This is a genomic window from Sphingobacterium sp. HMA12 (assembly GCF_002933815.1).
Taxonomy (GTDB): domain Bacteria; phylum Bacteroidota; class Bacteroidia; order Sphingobacteriales; family Sphingobacteriaceae; genus Sphingobacterium.
In genome coordinates, this window is the sequence record NZ_BEYR01000002.1 from 290,765 (window position 1) to 311,366 (window position 20,602).

At 41.9% G+C, this 20,602-nt stretch carries 11 protein-coding genes; all 11 read left to right on the plus strand.

Annotation, left to right across the window (positions count from 1 at the left end; all coding sequences use genetic code 11):
• Positions 1–202: 202 nt before the first annotated feature.
• The 11 genes from HMAT_RS14925 to HMAT_RS14970 all read left to right on the plus strand — a co-directional run bounded on the left by HMAT_RS14925 (position 203) and on the right by HMAT_RS14970 (position 20,582).
• On the plus strand, positions 203–3,376 hold the full coding sequence (locus HMAT_RS14925) for a SusC/RagA family TonB-linked outer membrane protein (RefSeq protein ID WP_104383656.1): 3,174 nt from the start codon (positions 203–205) through the stop codon (positions 3,374–3,376).
• Between the two features lie 10 nt (positions 3,377–3,386).
• Positions 3,387–5,276, plus strand: a complete 1,890-nt coding sequence (locus tag HMAT_RS14930; protein ID WP_104384017.1) for a SusD/RagB family nutrient-binding outer membrane lipoprotein — start codon at positions 3,387–3,389, stop codon at positions 5,274–5,276.
• A 74-nt stretch (positions 5,277–5,350) separates the two neighbouring features.
• Entirely contained in the window at positions 5,351–6,001 is a 651-nt protein-coding gene (locus HMAT_RS14935; RefSeq protein ID WP_104383657.1) for an N-acetylmuramoyl-L-alanine amidase, read from the plus strand.
• A gap of 472 nt (positions 6,002–6,473) precedes the next feature.
• Complete coding sequence (locus tag HMAT_RS14940; protein ID WP_233789341.1) at positions 6,474–7,718, plus strand: exo-beta-N-acetylmuramidase NamZ domain-containing protein; 1,245 nt, start codon at positions 6,474–6,476, stop codon at positions 7,716–7,718.
• A gap of 73 nt (positions 7,719–7,791) precedes the next feature.
• The gene (locus HMAT_RS14945; RefSeq protein ID WP_104383659.1) at positions 7,792–11,247 is read left to right on the plus strand and encodes a TonB-dependent receptor; all 3,456 of its coding nucleotides are present in this window, start codon (positions 7,792–7,794) and stop codon (positions 11,245–11,247) included.
• Positions 11,248–11,258: 11 nt separating this feature from the next.
• Positions 11,259–13,103: a RagB/SusD family nutrient uptake outer membrane protein gene (locus HMAT_RS14950; RefSeq protein ID WP_104383660.1), complete on the plus strand. Its 1,845-nt coding sequence runs from the start codon at positions 11,259–11,261 to the stop codon at positions 13,101–13,103.
• Positions 13,104–13,799: 696 nt separating this feature from the next.
• On the plus strand, positions 13,800–15,656 hold the full coding sequence (locus HMAT_RS14955) for a PQQ-binding-like beta-propeller repeat protein (protein WP_104383661.1): 1,857 nt from the start codon (positions 13,800–13,802) through the stop codon (positions 15,654–15,656).
• A 42-nt stretch (positions 15,657–15,698) separates the two neighbouring features.
• Positions 15,699–17,525: a glycoside hydrolase family 9 protein gene (locus HMAT_RS14960; protein WP_233789343.1), complete on the plus strand. Its 1,827-nt coding sequence runs from the start codon at positions 15,699–15,701 to the stop codon at positions 17,523–17,525.
• Between the two features lie 41 nt (positions 17,526–17,566).
• Positions 17,567–18,220 carry a polysaccharide deacetylase family protein gene (locus HMAT_RS27445; protein ID WP_233789347.1) on the plus strand — a complete coding sequence of 218 codons (654 nt, stop codon included), beginning with the start codon at positions 17,567–17,569 and terminating at the stop codon, positions 18,218–18,220.
• 21 nt (positions 18,221–18,241) lie between these two features.
• Positions 18,242–19,054: an N-acetylmuramic acid 6-phosphate etherase gene (gene murQ, locus HMAT_RS14965; RefSeq protein ID WP_104383662.1), complete on the plus strand. Its 813-nt coding sequence runs from the start codon at positions 18,242–18,244 to the stop codon at positions 19,052–19,054.
• Positions 19,055–19,091: 37 nt separating this feature from the next.
• Complete coding sequence (locus tag HMAT_RS14970) at positions 19,092–20,582, plus strand: sodium:solute symporter (RefSeq protein ID WP_104383663.1); 1,491 nt, start codon at positions 19,092–19,094, stop codon at positions 20,580–20,582.
• Positions 20,583–20,602: the final 20 nt, after the last annotated feature.

A 20,602-nucleotide genomic window follows, 5' to 3' on the forward strand; every position in this document is an offset into this window, starting at 1 on the left:
TTTTTTTGCTACATTTTGCGGTTTTATGATGTGTTAAAAGGTTTTAAAATCGTTTTTTTTAAGTTTTATGCGGTTTTTTATGGGTTTATCGTGCATGATATTGCATTTGTTATAAAATAGTTTTACATTTAGCAGCAGTTAACTAACAATCGGGAGAGGGCGATCTTTCCTGAAGCAATTATACAAACCAAACATACCTAACATGAAAAGAAAATTGCTATTGATTCTTTCAGGTGTGATGCTTTCATCTAGCCTTTGGGCACAAACGAAGACTATTTCGGGAAAAGTGACCAGTGCATCAGATGGAACTTCAATGTCTAATGTTACCGTGACAATTAAGGGGAAAGCGATTTCCACTCAGACAAACCCGGACGGAACATTTACTATTAATGCGGAGCCGGGAGATATTCTTATTTTTCGAGCTTTGGGCTCTTCCGAAAGCCAAAAACTGGTTGGAAGTGCAAATGTTATTAATGTTGCCCTGACAGGTCGTGAAGAAACACTCGATGAAGTGGTCGTAACAGCGATGGGCATCAAAAAAGAGAAAAAGGCACTCGGTTATGCTGTTCAGGATATTGGTGGCACTGAATTAATGAAAAATAAGTCACCCAATTTAATCAATTCCCTAGCGGGAAAAATAGCAGGGGTTAATGTGACGCAGACAAGTGGCGGTGCGGGGGCAGGTGCGAGTATAATTTTAAGGGGTGGAACTTCACTGCAAAGGGATAATCAACCGTTATTTGTTGTGGATGGATTAATCTACGATAATAACACAGGTATTAATGGAAATAGCGGATTTGATGGTGCTCAATCTACAAACTCTGTCTATAGTAACCGTGTGATGGATATCAATCCCGAAGATATAGAAAATATTTCTGTGCTAAAAGGTCCTGCTGCTGCTGCATTATACGGGTCGCGAGCCGCTTCTGGGGTTATTATGATCACGACAAAAAGAGGAAAAGAAGGAACAGCTTCCATTTCCGTGACATCGCGATTTACTTCGAATTGGGCTAATCGCTTGCCAGAGCAGCAGAATATGTATAAGCGAGGAGAATATCAGCTGGACGGTAGATTGCTTGAAGGAGATGCGACAAAAACGATGGGATCCTGGGGTGCCAGGTTTGGCGCAGGCGAGAGTGTGTATAACAATATCAAAGATTTTTTCAGAACGGGAACAGCCTGGGACAACTCAGCCAGTGTGTCAGGTGGTTATAAAAACGGTAGTTATTATTTCTCTGCTTCTGATTTTCGTCAAAAAGGTATTATCCCGAACTCCGATTATAACAAAACAACATTCCGTTTAAATGCTGATCAGAAGTACGGCATCCTAAAAATAGGAACCAGTATGACCTATTCTATCGCCGATCAATTGAGCTCGTTGACCTCCAGCGGACTCTACGGCGCGAATGGCGAGGGTGCGGTGCAGGGTGCATATATTTGGCCGAGAGATTTAGATATGAAGCATTATCTGAATGAAGATGGTTCAAAATATAGAATGTTTAGTTATGATCTGGTTCAGAATGATTTTGATAATCCGTATTGGGTTATTAATAAAATGCCTCGAACAAGTAAAGTAAATCGCTTCACGGGAACTTTTAATGCGAAGCTGGATATTACGTCATGGTGGGATTTGGTTTACACCGTGGGACTGGACCGTTATACTGAAAATGGTAGTCGGCTTACCTCGGCTGGGTCGGGTGTCGAATTTAGGTATTTAAATGGTTTGATGTCACAAAATACAACAACGTTCCAGTACTTGAATTCTAATTTGATGACAAGTTTTAAGAAAAAAGTAAACGACTTTGATTTTAACTTGATGTTGGGTACGACGGCTGAAAGTATGACCAGGCAGTTTGATGGGTTAAAAGCATGGAATTTTGTTCTTCCTAATTTTTACGTACCTACCAATACTGTAAATACCGACCGAGATATCGCGCAATCGATTAACCGAAACCGCTTGGTAGGTATTTTTGGCGAGTTTAGGGCGTCATATAAAGACATTGCTTATTTTACGGCAACACAACGTAACGACCACTCTTCAACATTGCCTGTGGAGAATAGCAGTTATTATTACCCTTCTCTTTCTGGTAGCGTTATTTTTACGGAACTCATGCCCAAAAGTGATATCCTGACTTTTGGTAAGGTTCGCGCATCCTGGGCGCGGGTTGGTAAAGATGCTTCTGCTTATGTTACCAATACGTATACTGTTGGTCCGGAATTTACACTGTTTAATCAAGGTCAAGGGGTAGGATTCCGGAATGATTGGTTGAAAGGAAATAACAGGTTGAAACCGGAAATTACAGAGGCGCAAGAATATGGTGTAGACTTGAAGTTCCTGAAAAACCGATTGGGGATGGAATTCACTTATTATAAAAACCGAAGTATCAATCAATTGTTGCAGCCTCGGTCAAGTCAGGCGACCGGATATATTCTGATGTGGACAAATGCCGGTGATATTAATAATAAGGGGCTGGAGTTGTCTATCAGCGCTACTCCAATTAAGAATGAAAATTTTAAATGGGATATCATGTTGAATGCCTCCCGAAATAAAGGTAAGGTCGAAAATCTCCTTGATGGGATGGATATCTTATATGTGACGGACGTTCAAGTTGGAACCGCGAAGGCTGCTTCCTTCAATAAAGGGAACTTTATGGCGATATCAGGATCGAAGTGGTTGCGAAGTCCTGATGGACAGCTTGTGCTTAATCCTGAAACCGGTATGCCTACTTCTGATGGGCTGGATACGTACGAAATCGGTAATCGCGAGCCTAAATTATTTGGCGGGTTGAATAATAGCTTTCAATATAAAAATTGGAATTTATCTTTTCTGTTCGATTACCGCATAGGAGGTGATATCTATAATGGTACAGACTATTATATGACGACCATGGGAATGAGTGGGCGATCACAGCAGCGGGATAAACTGTCGATCACCGGCGTGGTCAAGACGGGAGTAGATAATAATCAGATGCCAGTCTATTCTGATTTAAAAACTTTTGAATATGAGGCTGGAAAAATGTATAAGATAGGGGATAAGGATGTTAGTGGTGATTATGTCATTAATAATTATTATTGGCAAAGTGCGTACAATCTGGAGTCTGCAAATTATATGACAAAAACAAACTGGCTACGATTGCGAAGTGTGACACTTTCTTATTCTTTGCCTGAATCTCTTGTCAAACGTGTGAAAGGGGTAAAAGGAGCAACGGCAACATTCACTGGTACAAATTTGTGGCTGTTGACAAACTATAAAGGTATGGATCCCGAAACATCAGCTGCGGGCTCGGGAGCGGTCGGTTCTAGCTCTGTCGGTATTGACTATAATGGTGTTCCAGCGCTTTCCGGAGTTTCCTTTGGTCTGAATGTTACTTTTTAAATTTTGGATTATGAAAAGAATTATTTTAGCACTTAGTGCACTGGCAATATTGAATTTAACATCATGTAAAAAATGGTTGGATATCAACGATAACCCAACTCAGGCAAACGATAAAGTGCCGACGCCTGAATTACGGTTGCGATCAATACAGATGAATTTTGTGGACGCTTACGAATCCTCCGGTACACGTGCGTCCTGGATTACTCAAAACGCGACTAAAATAACCGGACTAACAAATAATGATGCGATTATTCGCTGGGATTTTCCATTGGCATCCACCACATGGCCATATCAGGCTTGGTTCGTATATACAGCATCCAATCTTCAACCCCTGATAGATAAGGCAACTGAGGAGCAGGCTTGGAATTATGTTGGTGCCGCACAGCTGATTCACGCATGGGGATTTATGCTGATGGAAGATATGTATGGGGAAATGCCTTATACTGAAGCGTTGGGAGATGATATCTCTCCCAAATATGATGATGGAAAAACCATATTTTATGGTTGTTTGACGATGTTAGATAAAGCTATTGAAAATCTATCTAAGGTGCAACCAAATTCGGCGACACCATTGTCAAAAGGGGATATTTGGAACGGGGGAGATCCGCAAAAATGGTTGAAATTGGCCTACGGTCTTAAAGCAAGGTGGCTGAATAATTTGACCAAGAAGTCTTTCTACAATCCGGATGAGGTGCTAAAAGCACTGGAGAAAGCGCCGCAATCTGTTGCGGACAATACCGTGATGGAGGCAATTAATACATCTGAGACGGATAAGGCTGGCGTGGTGGCGGCTATGCAATTTTCAAATCTCGGTGCAACGGGTAACCGTTTGTCCAAGTGGTATACCGATTTGTTGCTGAACTCGTTTACCGGTGGCTCCAATGTGCAGGATCCCCGAGCTGTCCGTATGGTTCCCAGTGGCGAATTTTATAATTCCACGGGGACAAAAGAATGGCGGTTGTCTAAAGGAGTTGATCTAATAAATAGCAATATCCGTGTTAATGGACCAGTTTCTTACGAAATTATGGCGACAAAGAAAGATGCTGCAACGACCCATCCATCTGGCTACGTGCGTGCGGCAACCGCGGAGTTGAAGGCAAATGGGGCATACACGAATCGTTGGTATACGACCAGTGTTTCGCCAGTCAGACAGGGCGATTCCGTTTATGTGTCTATCTATTCTGACCGATTGGACTGGATTGTCAATTTCACTGATAATAAAAATGATTATTATATCGCCAGTCGCTATAACGGAATTAGCGAGAGTAATCCCAATTTCAGTAATAAAGTCATCAATATTAATTCAACAGGTAGTTTTTATATTCGGGCGGATGCGCCAGCTCATTTATTGTGCTATCATGAAATGTGTTTTATTAAAGCTGAAGCCTTGTTTAGAAAGGGCGATCGAGGAGGAGCTTTGCTTGCGTACAAAGCCGGTATTCGGGCGCACATGGAGGCAATGAATGTGAAATTGAAAACGTATCCTCAGGTGCGTGGTAAAGAGGTTATTTCGGAAACGGAAATTTCTAATTTCTTGACATCAAAAGCGGTGGCTCAAAATGCAGGAGAACTTACAATGGCGAAGATTATGCAGCAAAAACAAATCGCAATGTCCTATACGGTTCAGAACTGGAATGATATGCGGCGGTTTAATTATTCCGCACCAGATCCGCAATTCGGTGTTGTCTATCCTGATTTTGGCAGACCATTTGAAGTCGATGCCGCAGCGAAGGAATGTTATGCGTCAGCAGATCCCAATAACGAAAGATACTGGCCGAGAAGAATCCAGCAATGTATACATGAGCGAAATTACAATGTAAATAATTGGTTGGAATCTAATCCTGAAGCAAGTAAACGTACCATTCTGTCGTATCCAGTTTGGTGGGATACAAAGGAATAATTTTCGTGAGTAATGATTAATTAAAGGCTCGGTTCTATTTTTTTGGAACCGGGCCTTTTTTCATACCTTCGGGTATGAAAACTATTTTTTTTGTACTGTTGAATTGCCTTTGGACAATAGTTCTGTTTGCCCAATCGCCCAAGATCGTTCAAAAACCAATCACCTGGAATCAAGAGCGAATACAGTTGTCCCTGGATTATTTGAAAAATAGGCATGGTATAAATCAGCCTGTACCGACGATACGGCCCAAAATGGTTGTCGTGCACTGGACGGCAAACAATAGTGTGAAAGCAACATTCAACACCTTTAATCCAGTGAAACTACCGGGAAGACCTGAATTAACAAAAGCCAGTAGCCTAAATGTCTCTTCCCAATATGTCATTGATCGCGATGGAACGATCTATCAATTTTTGCCCGACACAATTTTTGCCCGACATACTATTGGACTCAACTATTGTGCGATCGGTATCGAGAATATAGGTAGCCGTCAGAACCCCTTGACAGATGCCCAATTGAAAGCAAATGAAGAACTTATTCGTTACCTCGGTAAGAGGTATTCTATTGAATATGTGATCGGTCATCATGAATATCAGCGCTTTAAAAAAACTTCCTGGTGGAAGGAAACTGATCCAAAATATATTACTGGTAAAGATGATCCCGGAGATAAATTTATGCATTCTTTAAGGGGGCATTTGGTTGATTTAAGGTTAAAGCGGCTTCCTTAAATTCTATCGTCACTTGCCATATGGGCAGTTTGTGCTATTTAGCTATTCGACACCCTGTTCGTAATTTTTGACTCGTTTTCCTTGAAAATTAGCTAGTCATACTTCTCATAGAACGATGGAGCGTTTTGTTTGGATTTGCCGTGTTTTGCCGTATTGTTAAGGGTTTGTTAAGTGTATCATATATGTTACGTTTGTGTGTTAGTGGTACACTAAGGATCAATTGGCTGCTTGATGTGAATTCTATTTAAATAGTTGATATTCAGTTTTTTGTGTCATTATTTAGTTGTTTTGTTTACTGTTTAGCAAGATGTTGTCTAAGAGGTTGTTTTCTTTTTAATAAGTGAATACTTACTTTCATTTGCGTTTTTATGAGCATTTTTGTTTTAAAAACGAAAAGATTCACTTACTTTTATCCTGATTTTCAATTATCCATGCATAAAACTGCATTTTGTGGATGGTCTAATGTCTATTTATGATGAAACATACCTTGCTAAAATTAACTGTTGCTATCGCTATCTTTTCCCTTATCTGCTGTGGTCATTCCCTAAGATCGGTGCAGGTGGATAAAAAAAACGATGTAAGGGCGGTAGGAGAGACTGCCGGTGCTGTAATTACTCCGGGTGCTGACCAGTTGTCGCTGTATCTGCCGCAGTTGAAAGGTAAAAAGGTTGGGATTATGGGAAATCAGACTTCTATTGTGGGGGCTGACAAAAGGCATCTCGTAGATGTTTTGCTTGAAAATAAAGTCGATCTGAAGTTTGCTTTTGCTCCTGAGCACGGTTTTCGTGGAAATGTTGAGCGTGGGGAGAAATTTGGTAATGATGTGGATCAGAAAACGGGACTGCCTTTATTTACCCTGTACGGAGGAAATAAGAAACAAGATTCGATTGTCAATTCCATTGATGTCATGATTTTTGATTTGCAGGATGTCGGAGCGCGTTTCTATACGTATATTACCTCCTTGCACCGTGTCATGGAATTATGTGCAAAGCACGATAAGAAATTGATTGTCTTGGATCGCCCTAATCCAAACGGTGATCAGGTAGATGGCCCTGTGCGTCACGACGATAAATTTAAGTCTGATGTTTCCTGGCATAAAATTGCTATGATTCACGGTTTGACCATCGGTGAACTCGCGCAGATGATCAATGGAGAAAAATGGCTGGAAAATGGACGTCAGGCTGATGTCAAAATCGTAAAGGTTCGAAATTGGGATCATAAAAAGATGTACGACTTGCCGGTAATTCCATCGCCGAGTCTGCCAAATCAGCTTTCAGTACGTTTATATCTCTCCTTATGCTTGTTTGAGGGGACTGATATTTCGGTCGGTCGCGGTACAGACTGGCCCTTCCAGGTGTTGGGCTATACAAATCCGGTCTATGGATCTTTCACTTTTACTCCAGGGGAGCGTCATGGTATGTCAAAACATGTGGAGGGGAAAGGGGCGACAAACTACGGTATAGATCTACGTGATTTGGATCCGGAAAACCAAAAATTTACGCTAAAATACCTTTTGGACTTCTATCAGAAAACACCGGACAAGTCCACTTTTTTTGCGAGACCTGAGTTTTTTGACAAGCTGGCTGGTACAGACCAGCTGCGCAAACAGATTATTGCGGGAGAGTCTGAGGTGCAGATCCGGAATGCTTGGGCTGCTGATTTAAAGGTTTACAAACAGATGCGCAAAAAGTATCTGCTGTACGCTGATTTTGAATGAGGTACGGCAAACAATGCTAACGAATAACTAACAATACTAACTAGAATCATTTATTTTTAAAACTCTATAATCAATGAGAAAATTTGTACTATTTTCTGTTGCTCTTGGATTGAGTTTTCCTTCTGAATCCTATTCTTTCGTAAAGAAAGAGGGCGCTTTGAGCAGTGCTAACTTGACGGGTGCCCTGCTTCGCTCTTCATCGAAGACTTCGGTTCAAAATACGGTGCAAGGTACTGTAACGGATGGAAAAGGCCCAGTCTCAGAAGTAAGCGTTTCTGTCATTGGCGGAAGTGTGTCTACAAAAACCGATGCACAGGGGCATTTTAAGATCATAGCTGCGGTGGGAAGCAAATTGCGTTTTTCATCCATTGGGTATGTTGCACAAGATGTCACCGTTACTTCGAATACACTTAATGTGACATTGGTTGATGATAATCAATCGTTGGAAGAAGTGGTTGTGGTAGGTTATGGTACCCAAAAGAAAGGGAATTTGACGGGGGCAGTTGCTTCTATTAATATTAAAGAGACGATGCAGGGGCGGCCAATTGCCGATGCTGGTCGGGCCATGCAAGGAAGTACACCAGGCTTGAGTGTCACCATACCTAATGGTGAGGTTGGGTCTGATCCGACAATTAAAATTCGCGGGCAAATAGGGTCCATCAATGGGTCCAGTAATCCATTGATATTATTGGATAATGTTGAAATCCCAAGTATTAATGTTGTTAATCCCGACGATATTGAGTCTATAACTGTTTTAAAAGATGCTGCTGCTGCTTCCATTTATGGTGCTAAGGCTGCATTTGGTGTTGTTCTGATTACAACGAAACAGGGAGCTAAAACCGAAAGCAATACCATCAGTTATTCCAATAATTTCTCTTTTCAGAATCCATTCAAGAAATATGAAATGGGTACGGTGGATGCTTTGAGGTATTCATTAGATGCTGGAAAACGAGAGGGAAACAATTTTGTTGGAGCTTTCTATAAAATCAATGAAGAGAGCTATAAAAGAGCTGTTGAATGGCAAGATAAATATGGTGGTTCTATTGGTAAAAATGATCCGACTTTATATGGGCGTGACTGGTATTTTGATCCTGCTACAGGATATAAATACGGTGTCCGGACTTACGATCCATTTGACTATATGATTCGAGAATGGGCTCCAACACAACAACATAATCTTTCCCTGTCAGGGAAGACTGGCAAAACGGGTTATAACGTGGGGTTGGGAATGCTCGATCAGTCCGGCATGTTAAAAACAAATACAGATCAATTCTCACGTTACAATGCATCAGTAAGAGTTACAAGTGAACTCAATAAGTATATCACGGCACGCGCTGGTGCCATCTATTCGCGGACAAATAAACAATATCCATATGCGACAAATTCAACTACGGCTGACCCATGGCTCTATATGTACCGATGGAGTTCGTTGTATCCATACGGAAATGATGGTGACGGTGATCCGATTCGTAGTCCGGCCTATGAGACCGGAGCGGCAAATGTAGCGAGTCAGGTTAAGAACTATATGAACTTTAATGCGGGTGCTACTGTAAACTTTATGGAAAATTGGAAACTTGATTTTGATTATACACTGTCAAATCAGGAAATGCTCTGGAATCAGCCGGGAACCCGTTTTACAGCTGGTAATTCATGGGGTGCTCCAGTGAAAAAGTTGGATGCTTCAGGTAATCAGATGTATGTGGATGGCACTGGTAATTATGTGGATGCTTCGGCTGCAGGGGCTGTACCAGCGTATGATTTAGATTATTTTACATATACAGCATCGGGCTCTAATCCGGATCATTACCGCAGGGACAATTCGAATATTTTACGTCATACAATCAATGCATTTACGACGTATAATTTAAATCTTGAAGGCGGTCATGATTTTAAATTTATGTTGGGGCTGAACCGTATTGCAGAGAAAACAGAAAATTCTTGGACTCAAGTTACTAAATTACTCGATATTAAGAATCCGCAATTGACATTTGGTTCTGGAACTGTGACTGGCTCGGGGGCAAAATTTTGGGAATCACAGATCGGTTTCTTTGGTCGTGTTAATTATGCTTATAAAGATAAGTATCTTTTTGAGGCGAATTTACGTAGAGATGGATCTTCAAAATTTCCGACGAATTTAAGATGGAAGTGGTATCCGTCGGTGTCCGCCGGCTGGGTAGTTTCGCAAGAGTCTTTTATGGACTGGTCCAGCGATTTTATGAACCAATTGAAAATCCGCGGTTCTTGGGGTAGTATTGGAGATCAATCTGTTTCCAATGCGTTATACACGAGTTTTATGGAAAACTCGCAATCTACATGGATAGGAAATGCGGGTGATAGGAACTGGTATGTAGGGTCGCCAGCGGCAGTTTTATCTGCTATAGGTTGGCAAGATATCGCAACATTAGATGTCGGTTTTGATGCACGTTTCTTTAAAAATAAATTGGGCTTCGTATTTGATTGGTATCAACGGGATACGAAAAACATGATTGTTCCAATGGAAGGTGTCGCGCCAACATTTGGTTCTAAAGCACCGATGGGTAATTTTGGTGCATTGCGTACCCGTGGATGGGAATTCGCAGTAGATTATAATCATCGTTTTGAAAATGGCTTAGGGATCAATTTACGTGCTAACATTTCGGATGCGAAATCTGTTATCACCGAATATGGTACAACATCGATTGTTACTGAAAACTATAGCGGTAAGACCTATGGTGAGATTTGGGGATATGAAACAGACCGCTTATACCAAAATAGTGATTTCGTCTATAATGGAGAAGATTTGGTTACGATAACTGTAGACGGTAAGACAATGAATAAGTTGTCGGATCCGAATGGAGCTTATCAGAGCTGGGTGCAAAATTCCGCTACATTCCGCTTTGGTCCCGGCGATGTTAAATTCAAAGATCTGAACGGAGATGGCAAGATCGATAATGGTAAGAAAACATTGGCAGATCATGGTGATTTGAAAGTGATCGGTAATTCAACGCCACGATATGAATATGGCTTCCGTTTGGGGGCTGATTTTAAAGGATTCGATGTTTCGGCGTTCTTTCAGGGTGTAGGTAGCAGACAGGTATGGGGAACAGGTTTCTTAGCACAGGCCGGATTCAATTCTTCGGATGGAGCTATGCCTGCGGTCATGTCTTCAAATTACTGGACTAAAGATCGTACCGATGCGTTTTATCCTGCTCCTTTTAATAATGCCGGAACTAACGACATCAACAATATGCAGGTTCAAAGCCGCTATCTGCTAGATATGTCTTATCTGCGCGTGAAGAATCTGACACTTGGATATACGGTTCCGGCGGGTACGTTAAAACGGATTGGTATAAGTAACCTGCGGGTTTACACGGCATTGGAAAACTTCTTTACCTGGGATAAGCTAAAGGGGCTGCCCATCGATCCGGAAGCTGTGGACGGTGTGAATATGTTTGTTGATGCGGCAAAAAATAATTACAACAGCGGACGTACGGGGGTTGGAACGCCAACCTTTAAGTCGGCATCTGTGGGTGTTCAATTGACATTCTAATTGAAATTATCATGAAAATAAAAGCAAAATTTTTATATATAATATTAGGGGTTTCCATGGGGTTGACGGGCTGTAACAGCTTGTTGGACCGCCCGGCCCTAGATAAAATTACAGACGGCCAAGGTCTTTATTGGAGAGATGAAAATGACCTCCGGTTGTTTGCGAATGGATTTTATACACAATACTTCAATGGTTATAATAGTTCCTATACGACGGATTATACACCGGTTAGAGGGTATAACTTTTCTGATGATTTGACTTTTAGTGGTCAGCAGACTAGTTTTGAAAACTCGATTCCGGACTCAAGGTATTCCGTTGCTGAAGCAGGAGACTGGTTGAGTGGTTACGCGGGACCTACCTGGAATTTTTCCTGGGTGCGTAAGTCTAATATTTTTCTGGATCGTCTGGAGAATATGGCTAAGCCTAATTTAACGCCGGATCAGTATAACCATTGGACAGCTGTAGCCCGTTTTTTCAAAGGTTTTGAATATGCTCGCTTAGTTTCCGTGTTTGGTGATGTGCCTTATTTCGAGAAAGAAATACCTGCGGCGGATTTTGATACGCAGTACAAAGATCGTATGAATCGTGGTGAAGTGATGGATCACGTGTATGATGACTTTGTATTTGTGCTGCAAAATATGCGTAATGATGACGGGGTGAATGTCTTGAATAAATACGTGGCGGCTTCTTTTATTTCACGCCTGATGTTATTTGAAGGATCTTGGCAAAAATACCATGGTCTGGATCAAGCTAAAGCAAAAAAATACTTGGAGTTAGCGCAAAATGCTGCTGAGGTTGTGATGAGTTCCGGTAAATTTTCCTTTGGTTCGGACTTTAAAAGTTTGTTTTCTTCGCAGGACCTAAATAGTAACAAGGAGGTTATTCTTTATCGTAAGTATGACGCTTCTGTAAATGTATTTCACGCAATCGGTTCTTATCAAAATGGTATAGAAGCACAGGCGTCAGCTCCGAATTTGAATCTGATCAAGGAATTTATTTGTGTTGATGGCAAGCCATTCGCTTCATCTACCGTTGAAAATGCCTCAGATTTCTCCCTGGCAAATTTAGCGAAAACACGCGATCCTCGATTTGAGGCTTCATTTGATACTGATCTAAACTCGAAAGCCTCTACTTTTGTTTATGGAACCAAGTATGTTGCGCGAAATGGCTATAAAATTCCAAGTGCCAATCCGGATTATTCCAAATGGAATTCCAATACAAATACTTCTGATGCTCCTGTTATCCGTTATGCGGAAGTCGTATTGAACTGGTTGGAAGCGAAGCAGATTTTGGCTGAGTTCTTTGGTGGTGCTGCTGTAAGCCAATCGGATATAGATAAGTCGATTAATGCGATTCGTAACAGGCCTCTGGACGAAACAGCGGTGGCAAGAGGGGTGAAGAAAACAGCAGCTCTCCAATTAGGGGCTATTGCAAGTGATCCTTTGCGTGATGGAGATGTGTCACCTCTGATGTGGGAGATTCGTCGTGAACGTCGCATGGAGTTTGTCTTTGAGTATTCGCGCTTAATGGATCTTAGAAGATGGAAGAAACTAAATTATATGGATTTTTCCAAAAATACGGATTACTTTACCGGTATCTGGGTCGATGTAGCAAAACAGGCTCCGGATTTTTTGAAGGCTAACTATGTTAATGTGACTAAAGTTAGAAAGGCGGATGGTACTGTCGTGACCTTCAATGGTTCAAATGCTGCTGAAATGGTCGGATTTATTGTGGTTCAAAATGCTTCAAACAGAAATGCGATTATGGATAAAAATTATTTGGCACCTGTTGGCCAGGCGCAGATGGTCGAATATGAGCAACGCGGTTATAAATTGACTCAAACGAAGGGTTGGTAAAATACCATTGAGCTTTTAAAATTTCTAATCCCTGCTAATTTGTATTAGCAGGGATTTTTTTCGTGTATTGGTCGATAGGTGTATATGATGAATCGGAACGGAAACAGGCGTATATCGCGATGCTCGATAGATTTAAAGCGTTGCGAATAAATGCTGTCTTTTTTTTAAGGTGAAAGCCATGGTGCATGTTTTTATAACTCGCCAAATGAACCTTGAGCAGCATCCATCTCAGGTACTAGAGGAAAAGATCCGGGATATGATGTTTTGAAGTTTTTAATTGATGGTGTTCATTTTGATGTCTATTTCTATCCGGACCGGCAAGTATCGGCCAGCTGGTCTCGGATCAGGCTAATTATGAGAGATATGGTTAGAATTATTCGACGATAGCAGTATTTAGACGGGGTAATGTCGATAAGGTAATACAGATGATTCATGATGCCATAGTGCCAACAAACCGTCGGTTGTGTTCTCTGTTTCGCCTGCTATCAGTAGGATTTATAACTATAATATATAGCATGCTGATATTGAAAAATGGTGCCAACAGGTAAAGAGGGTAAAGTTTCTAATCCCGTCCAGTTTTTATCAAGACGACATTATACCAGTAATGTAAGTGATAGAGTGTATTATTTAGGTTACTAAATTGCGTATTTATGCGTGTTTGTTTTTGATTTAAGAGTAATATCTTTATATTTAACCATGAAATCTAAATTTTTATCCTTTATTATTGCATTATTGTGCGTTATCAATATCTCTTTTGCGCAATCCTTTAAATTTGCCCACGTCACTGACACACATGTTGGTGGTGCAACAGGAGCGGAAGATCTGCGACGTACTGTAAAGGATCTTAATACATTGAAAGACATTGATTTTGTTATTCTCTCGGGAGATATCACCGAATTTGGTGCTGATCAAGAACTTAAAGTAGCAAAACGGATTTTGGATAGCTTGCAGCTGCCCTGGTATGTAATCCCGGGCAATCATGATGGAAACTGGTCTGAAAATGGAGCCAATACCTTCCGTACTGTCTTTGGTGGGGAGACGTTTTTCTTTAAACATAAGGGCTATCAATTTATAGGCACCAATTCCGGTCCGAATATGCGCATGAGTCCGGGGCAGATACCGCGTGAAAATCTGGTTTGGATGGATTCTGTCTTTGCAGCGAACCCTGACAAACAAACGCCATTAATTTATATTAACCATTATCCTCAAGATTCATCCCTGAACAATTGGTTTGATGCATTGAAGCGCGTTAAAACACGCAATGTTCAATTGGCTTTCTGCGGACATGGACATGTGAACAAGGCCTATGACTGGGAAGGGATTCCCGGTGTAATGGGGCGATCCAACCTACGTGCAAATAAACCTGTAGGTGGCTATAATATTGTAACTATTGGTGATGGAAAGGCTTCTTATCAGGAGCGTAATCCAGGAATTGGGACACAAGAAAAACCTTGGTTAGAAGTGCCATTGTTTGACCATCACTATGACCGCGAAACTGCAACTTATCCACGGCCAAGTTATGCGGTCAATGAGAAGTATGCGGATGCTGTTCATGTAAACTGGACGTTCGAAGATGCAAGCGACATTGGCGCAGGGCTGACCATTGATAAGAATAAGGTAATTACTTCAAATACTGCAGGAGATATCTTTGCGCTGGATCTTAAATCTGGAAAAAAACTTTGGTCTTTCAGGACCGGAGGAAAGGTGTATTCCACTCCAGCTGTCTGGAAAGGTATTGTTGTGGCCGGCTCCTCAGATCACTTTATTTATGCCGTCGACGCCGCGGATGGAAAACTCCTCTGGAAGGTAAAAACAGATAAAGCCGTATTGGGGTCGCCGTTGATTCAGGATGGTATTGCTTTTATCGGTGGTTCGGATGGCAAATTCAGGGCATTGGACGTAAAGACCGGAAATTTGAGGTGGAGCTTTGATCAAGTCGAGGGGTTTGTATCCACATTGCCTACTTATTATTTGGGTAATGTGATCTTTGGTTCCTGGGGAAATGGGTTTTATGCATTGGATGGCAAAACAGGTAAACTCGCCTGGAAATGGAACAATGGGCAGACTAATCGTATGTTTTCCGCTGCCGCCTGTAATCCTGTTGGCGTAAATAACCGCATTTTTGTTGTTGCGCCGGATCGGTTTATGACCGCGTTGGATGCGCAGAATGGCGCTGTGATCTGGCGGGAAAAGAAGGATACGATACGTGTGCGGGAATCTATGGGATTGGCAGTAAATAAAAAACAGGTCTATGTGAAGACAATGGACGGCGATTTGCTGGGTGTTTCTTCTACAGGTGAAAAAATGGACGTGATCTGGAGATCAAAGCTAAAATTGCCCTATGAATTGACGCCTTCGGCAATAAAAACAAACCGTAAATTGGTATTTGTGCCGAGTCATTCGGGTTTGCTTTCGGCTGTGGATGCAAAAACAGGCGCGGTTATCTGGCAGTATAAAATTTCCAATGGCATGGTCAACCCTGTTGCTACACATGGTAATAATGAAGTAGTTGCGAGTACGATGGATGGGAAAATAGTTTCTTTGAGGTTTTAAACAACCGTTTGAGTTGATTTTATTAAAAATAAATGCCTTATTATGATAAAAGAATGTCTAAACTTCTTAAATTTACGTCAAGCTTTTTTGCTTGTTTTTGCATGTTTTGTTTGTAACTTTGCGGAAGCACAGCAAAATGCTTGGATTCGAATAAACCAATTAGGCTATACTCCGGCAGGCAAAAAGGTCGCGGTATGGGGCGGGAAATCAATCAGGCAGCTTCGTTCTTTTGAAGTTAAAAATGCAGAGACAGGTAAAACGGTTTATGTTCATCCAGTAGGGAAGGATTTTGGTTCCTATGGCCCTTTTGTTCAGAGTTTTCGATTTGATTTCTCGGCCATGCAGGATACCGGACGCTTTTTCATCCAGGTCGGAGAGGTTAAATCTCCAGATTTTAGAATTGCGCCTGATGTCTATAGGGGGGCGGCAGACTTTGTATTGCGTTACATGCGTCAGCAACGGACGCTGTTCAATCCTTTTTTGAAGGACAGTTGTCATACGCACGATGGTTTTACGCTCTATGCAGGTAAAGTCGGTGTAGCGGATAGTTCACGTATTGATGCTGGTGGAGGATGGCATGACGCTTCCGACTATTTGCAGTATGCAACCACCTCGGCAAATGCGACGTTTCATCTACTGGCGGCCTATCGGGACTTTCCACAGGTATTTGCGGATCAAAAGCAGGCCAATGGCTTAGATGGAAAGAACGGTCGTGCTGATGTGTTGGATGAGGCTAAATGGGGACTGGACTGGTTGTTGAAAATGCATCCAAAGGCGAATCAGATGTACAATCAGATCGCGGATGACAGGGATCATGCCAGTATGCGTATGCCTAAAGAAGATCCGTATTATGACCGTGGATTTGAACGCCCGGTGTATTTTATAGATGGCGAACCGCAACAAAGGGGCAAGTTTATGAATAACACCACAGGGACAAGTTCTACAGCTGGGAAGTTTAGCAGTGCTTTCCGTTTGGGATCTGTGCTTTTTGGGAAAGAGGATAAAAAATATGCAAAATTGCTGTCACAGAAAGCGGAGACAGCTTATGCATATGCAAATATAAAACCTGGGGTGACACAGACGGTTTCGGTCAAATCACCCTATATCTATGCCGAAGACAATTGGGTGGATGATATGCAGCTAGCAGCAGCAATGGGATTTTCGGCAACAAAGAAAAATAAGTTCGCCGAGGAGGCTATGCAGTATGCCAGACAGGAAAAAATAACACCCTGGATGATAACAGATACAGCTGCACATTATCAGTGGTATCCTTTTATCAACTTGGGACATTATGAATTGGCAAAAAAATTAAAAGGACAGGATCGCGAGGAGATTGTTTCATATTATAGGCTAGGTATTGAAGAGGTTAATAAACGTGCGGAACAAAATGCATTTTTAAGAGGGGTTCCTTTTATCTGGTGCAGTAACAATCTAACTGTTTCGTTCGTGATGCAATGCCTTTGGTATAAAGAGCTGACAGGAGATAATCAGTTTGATGAACTGGAACAGGCAAACTTTGACTGGCTCTTTGGTGCGAATCCATGGGGGACAAGCATGGTCTACGGACTTCCCTCCTGGGGTGATACTCCGGTTGATCCGCATTCTGCTTTTACCTATCTGGGTAAGCACCCGATTGACGGTGGACTGGTGGATGGCCCGATCATGGCATCTACTTATCGCAACCTGATCGGTATTAAGCTGAATAATCCTGATAGTTATGCTGAATTTCAGAGTGACCTTGCCGTCTATCATGACGATTATGGTGACTACAGTACCAATGAGCCTACTATGGATGGAACGGCTTCATTGATCTACTTGCTAGCGGCTAAAGAAGGGAAGGCATTGGAGGAGCCTGTGGGAAAAAAGTAAACAGGGATGTATTCGGGGCTATTGTCCGCGGCGATTCTACAGTGAAAAAAGTGGCCCTACTTTTTACGGGGCACGATTTATCGGAGGGGACGGATGCGGTTTTGAATAGTTTAAAGCGGCATCATGTGAAAGGGAACTTTTTCCTTACGGGGGACTACCTGCGGAATGCAGTTTTCAAGCCTTATGTTCGAAGGATGTTAAAAGATGGGCATGTGGTGTCAGGGCATTCTGATAAGCATCTCCTGATCAGTGATTGGGGGAGTCGGGATGAATTGCTGGTCAGCCGGGATTCGTTTCTGCGGGATTTGAAGACCAATGTGGATGAGCTGGCACTTTCGGGGATTGATACATGTCAACTGCATTATTATATTCCTTCTTATGAATGGTATAATAGCCAGACGGTAGCATGGGCAAAGGAAATAGGGTTATCTTCAATCAATTACACGCCCGGAATACGGACTGCCGCAGATTATACCTATCCAGAGATGGGTGAACGTTATCTGTCATCCGTTGCGATTTTGGAGGGGCTTTGGTCTTATGAAGAGAAGTTCGGCCTGAATGGTTTCATGATTTTGATCCATATGGGGACGGATGAAAAAAGGAAAGATAAATTGTATCATCATTTGGATGATATGATCAACATATTAAAAAAGAAAGGTTATCAAATAGTGGATATACCCGGTTTATTGAATTAAGAAATACAATATATATTAAGAATGGTTAATACAACGGAGAAAGATTCGAATTATCAGGATTTGGACAAGATGTCTGTACATGAATTATTGACTAATATCAATAACGAGGATAAATCTGTGCCGCTAGCTGTTGAAAGGTCTATTCCTCAGATCGAAGCATTGGTTAAGGTTACTGTGGAGAAAATGAAGGCTGGTGGTCGGACTTTTTATATCGGAGCCGGTACAAGTGGTCGATTAGGGGTCTTAGATGCATCTGAATTGCCTCCGACTTATGGTGTGCCATTTGAGTGGATCATCGGGTTAATTGCAGGCGGGGATACTGCGATCCGCAAAGCCGTTGAATTTGCAGAAGATGATCTGGAACAGGCCTGGAAGGATATGGAGGCATATGATATCGACGAAAATGATGTGGTTATCGGTATTGCTGCGTCGGGCACTACCCCTTATGTCATCGGTGGCCTGAAGACCGCAAACGAAAAAGGTTTGGTAACAGGCTGTATTGTCTGTAACGGCGGTTCTCCGATTGCTGAAATTGCACAGTATCCTGTTGAGGTTATTGTAGGGCCTGAATTTGTGACCGGTTCTACCCGTATGAAATCCGGTACAGCACAAAAGCTTGTGTTAAATATGTTCAGTACGGCGGTCATGATTCAGCTTGGGCGTGTGAAGGGAAATAAAATGGTCGATATGCAACTGTCAAACCATAAATTGGTCGGTCGTGGCGTACGGATCATTATGGATCAGACGGGGGCTACAGAAGAAGAAGCTGCGGTTTTGCTGGAACAATTTGGCAATGTAAGGCAAGCGATCGAAGCTTATCAGGGGACACATTAAAATCATCAGCTATCAAATCACCTATTAAAAACAAACTATGTCACCAGTTATATTATTATCCTTTATTGTGATCTATTTTGCGGTCTTACTCGCAGTAGCGCACTTCACCTCAAAAGGATCTTCTGATAATTCCACCTTTTTTGTTGCCAACCGAAATTCGAAATGGTATATGGTGGCCTTTGGGATGATCGGTACCGCACTCTCCGGTGTGACCTTTATCTCAGTTCCGGGCGCCGTGGGAGCATCTGAATTCAGCTATTTTCAATTTGTTCTCGGAAATGCAGTCGGCTTTGTCATTATCGCTTATGTATTGCTCCCCTTGTATTATAGAATGAACCTGACCTCCATCTATACGTATTTGGAGGAGCGTTTTGGACATACGACTTATAAAACCGGCGCGGCGATTTTCTTGGTTTCCCGTACCATCGGTTCGGCCTTTCGCTTATACCTGGTCGCTATTGTCTTGCAGCATTTTATTTTTGATGCCTGGAACGTACCTTTCGCAGTTACTGTAATAATCTGTCTGGTGCTTATTTGGCTATATACGAATAAAGGTGGCTTAAAGACGATCATTGTAACAGATACCCTACAGACTACCTTTTTAGTGACTGCCGTTATTCTTTCGATCTATTTTATGGCCAAAGGACTGGATTTTGGAATTGTGGATACTTTCGAAGCAGTGAAAGAAAGCAGTTATTCCAAAATCTTCTTCTGGGATGATTTTGTAGGCAGTAAAGCCAATTTTTGGAAACAATTCCTGGGCGGGGTTTTTGTTACGATTGCCATGACAGGGCTTGATCAGGATCTGATGCAAAAAAACCTGTCCATGGGAACGATCAAAGAAGCGCAGAAGAATATGATTACATTCACAAGCGTATTTGTGGTGATCAATATTTTCTTTTTGGCTGTGGGGGCCTTATTATATATCTACGCCGCAAAAAATGGTATTGATGTCTCACAATTAGCGACCCGTGATTACCTTTACCCGGAGATTGCATTGAATCACCTGGCTATTGTTCCGGCGATCATCTTTATGATGGGGCTGACAGCGGCGACTTTTGCAACAACCGATAGCGCGCTTACGGCATTGACAACATCGTTCTGTGTGGATTTTCTGAACTTCAATAAAAAGGAAAATCCGAATGATCCTGCTCTTGTCAAACAGCGTAATTATGTTCACTTTGCTTTCTCGATTGTCATGTTGCTGGTTATTCTTGTATTTAAGCTGATCAATGACGATTCTGTCGTGAACGCAATATTTACTGCGGCGAGCTATACCTATGGGCCATTGTTGGGGCTGTTTGTTTTCGGGATTTTTACAAAATCGGCTGTGCGAGATAAAGCGGTGCCTTATATTTGTGTGCTTTCGCCAACCCTATTGTATTTGCTGAAAACATATGTGATTGAGGTGTATACGCCTTATGTGATCGGATTGGACCTGATTATTATCAATGGTTTTATCACTTTCCTGATGCTTTTAGTCAGCTCTCCGGGCAAAGCAAGTGAAAAGGCGCTTTCGCATAACTAAGCAACGATATTTGATTTGTA

Excerpts from the sequence above, each read along its gene's own strand:
- HMAT_RS14925 (WP_104383656.1), top strand. The coding sequence starts at position 203 with ATGAAAAGAAAATTGCTATTGATTCTTTCAGGTGTGATGCTTTCATCT.
- HMAT_RS14930 (WP_104384017.1), top strand. The coding sequence starts at position 3,387 with ATGAAAAGAATTATTTTAGCACTTAGTGCACTGGCAATATTGAATTTA.
- HMAT_RS14935 (WP_104383657.1), top strand. The coding sequence starts at position 5,351 with ATGAAAACTATTTTTTTTGTACTGTTGAATTGCCTTTGGACAATAGTT.
- HMAT_RS14940 (WP_233789341.1), top strand. The coding sequence starts at position 6,474 with ATGATGAAACATACCTTGCTAAAATTAACTGTTGCTATCGCTATCTTT.
- HMAT_RS14945 (WP_104383659.1), top strand. The coding sequence starts at position 7,792 with ATGAGAAAATTTGTACTATTTTCTGTTGCTCTTGGATTGAGTTTTCCT.
- HMAT_RS14950 (WP_104383660.1), top strand. The coding sequence starts at position 11,259 with ATGAAAATAAAAGCAAAATTTTTATATATAATATTAGGGGTTTCCATG.
- HMAT_RS14955 (WP_104383661.1), top strand. The coding sequence starts at position 13,800 with ATGAAATCTAAATTTTTATCCTTTATTATTGCATTATTGTGCGTTATC.
- HMAT_RS14960 (WP_233789343.1), top strand. The coding sequence starts at position 15,699 with ATGATAAAAGAATGTCTAAACTTCTTAAATTTACGTCAAGCTTTTTTG.
- murQ (WP_104383662.1), top strand. The coding sequence starts at position 18,242 with ATGGTTAATACAACGGAGAAAGATTCGAATTATCAGGATTTGGACAAG.
- HMAT_RS14970 (WP_104383663.1), top strand. The coding sequence starts at position 19,092 with ATGTCACCAGTTATATTATTATCCTTTATTGTGATCTATTTTGCGGTC.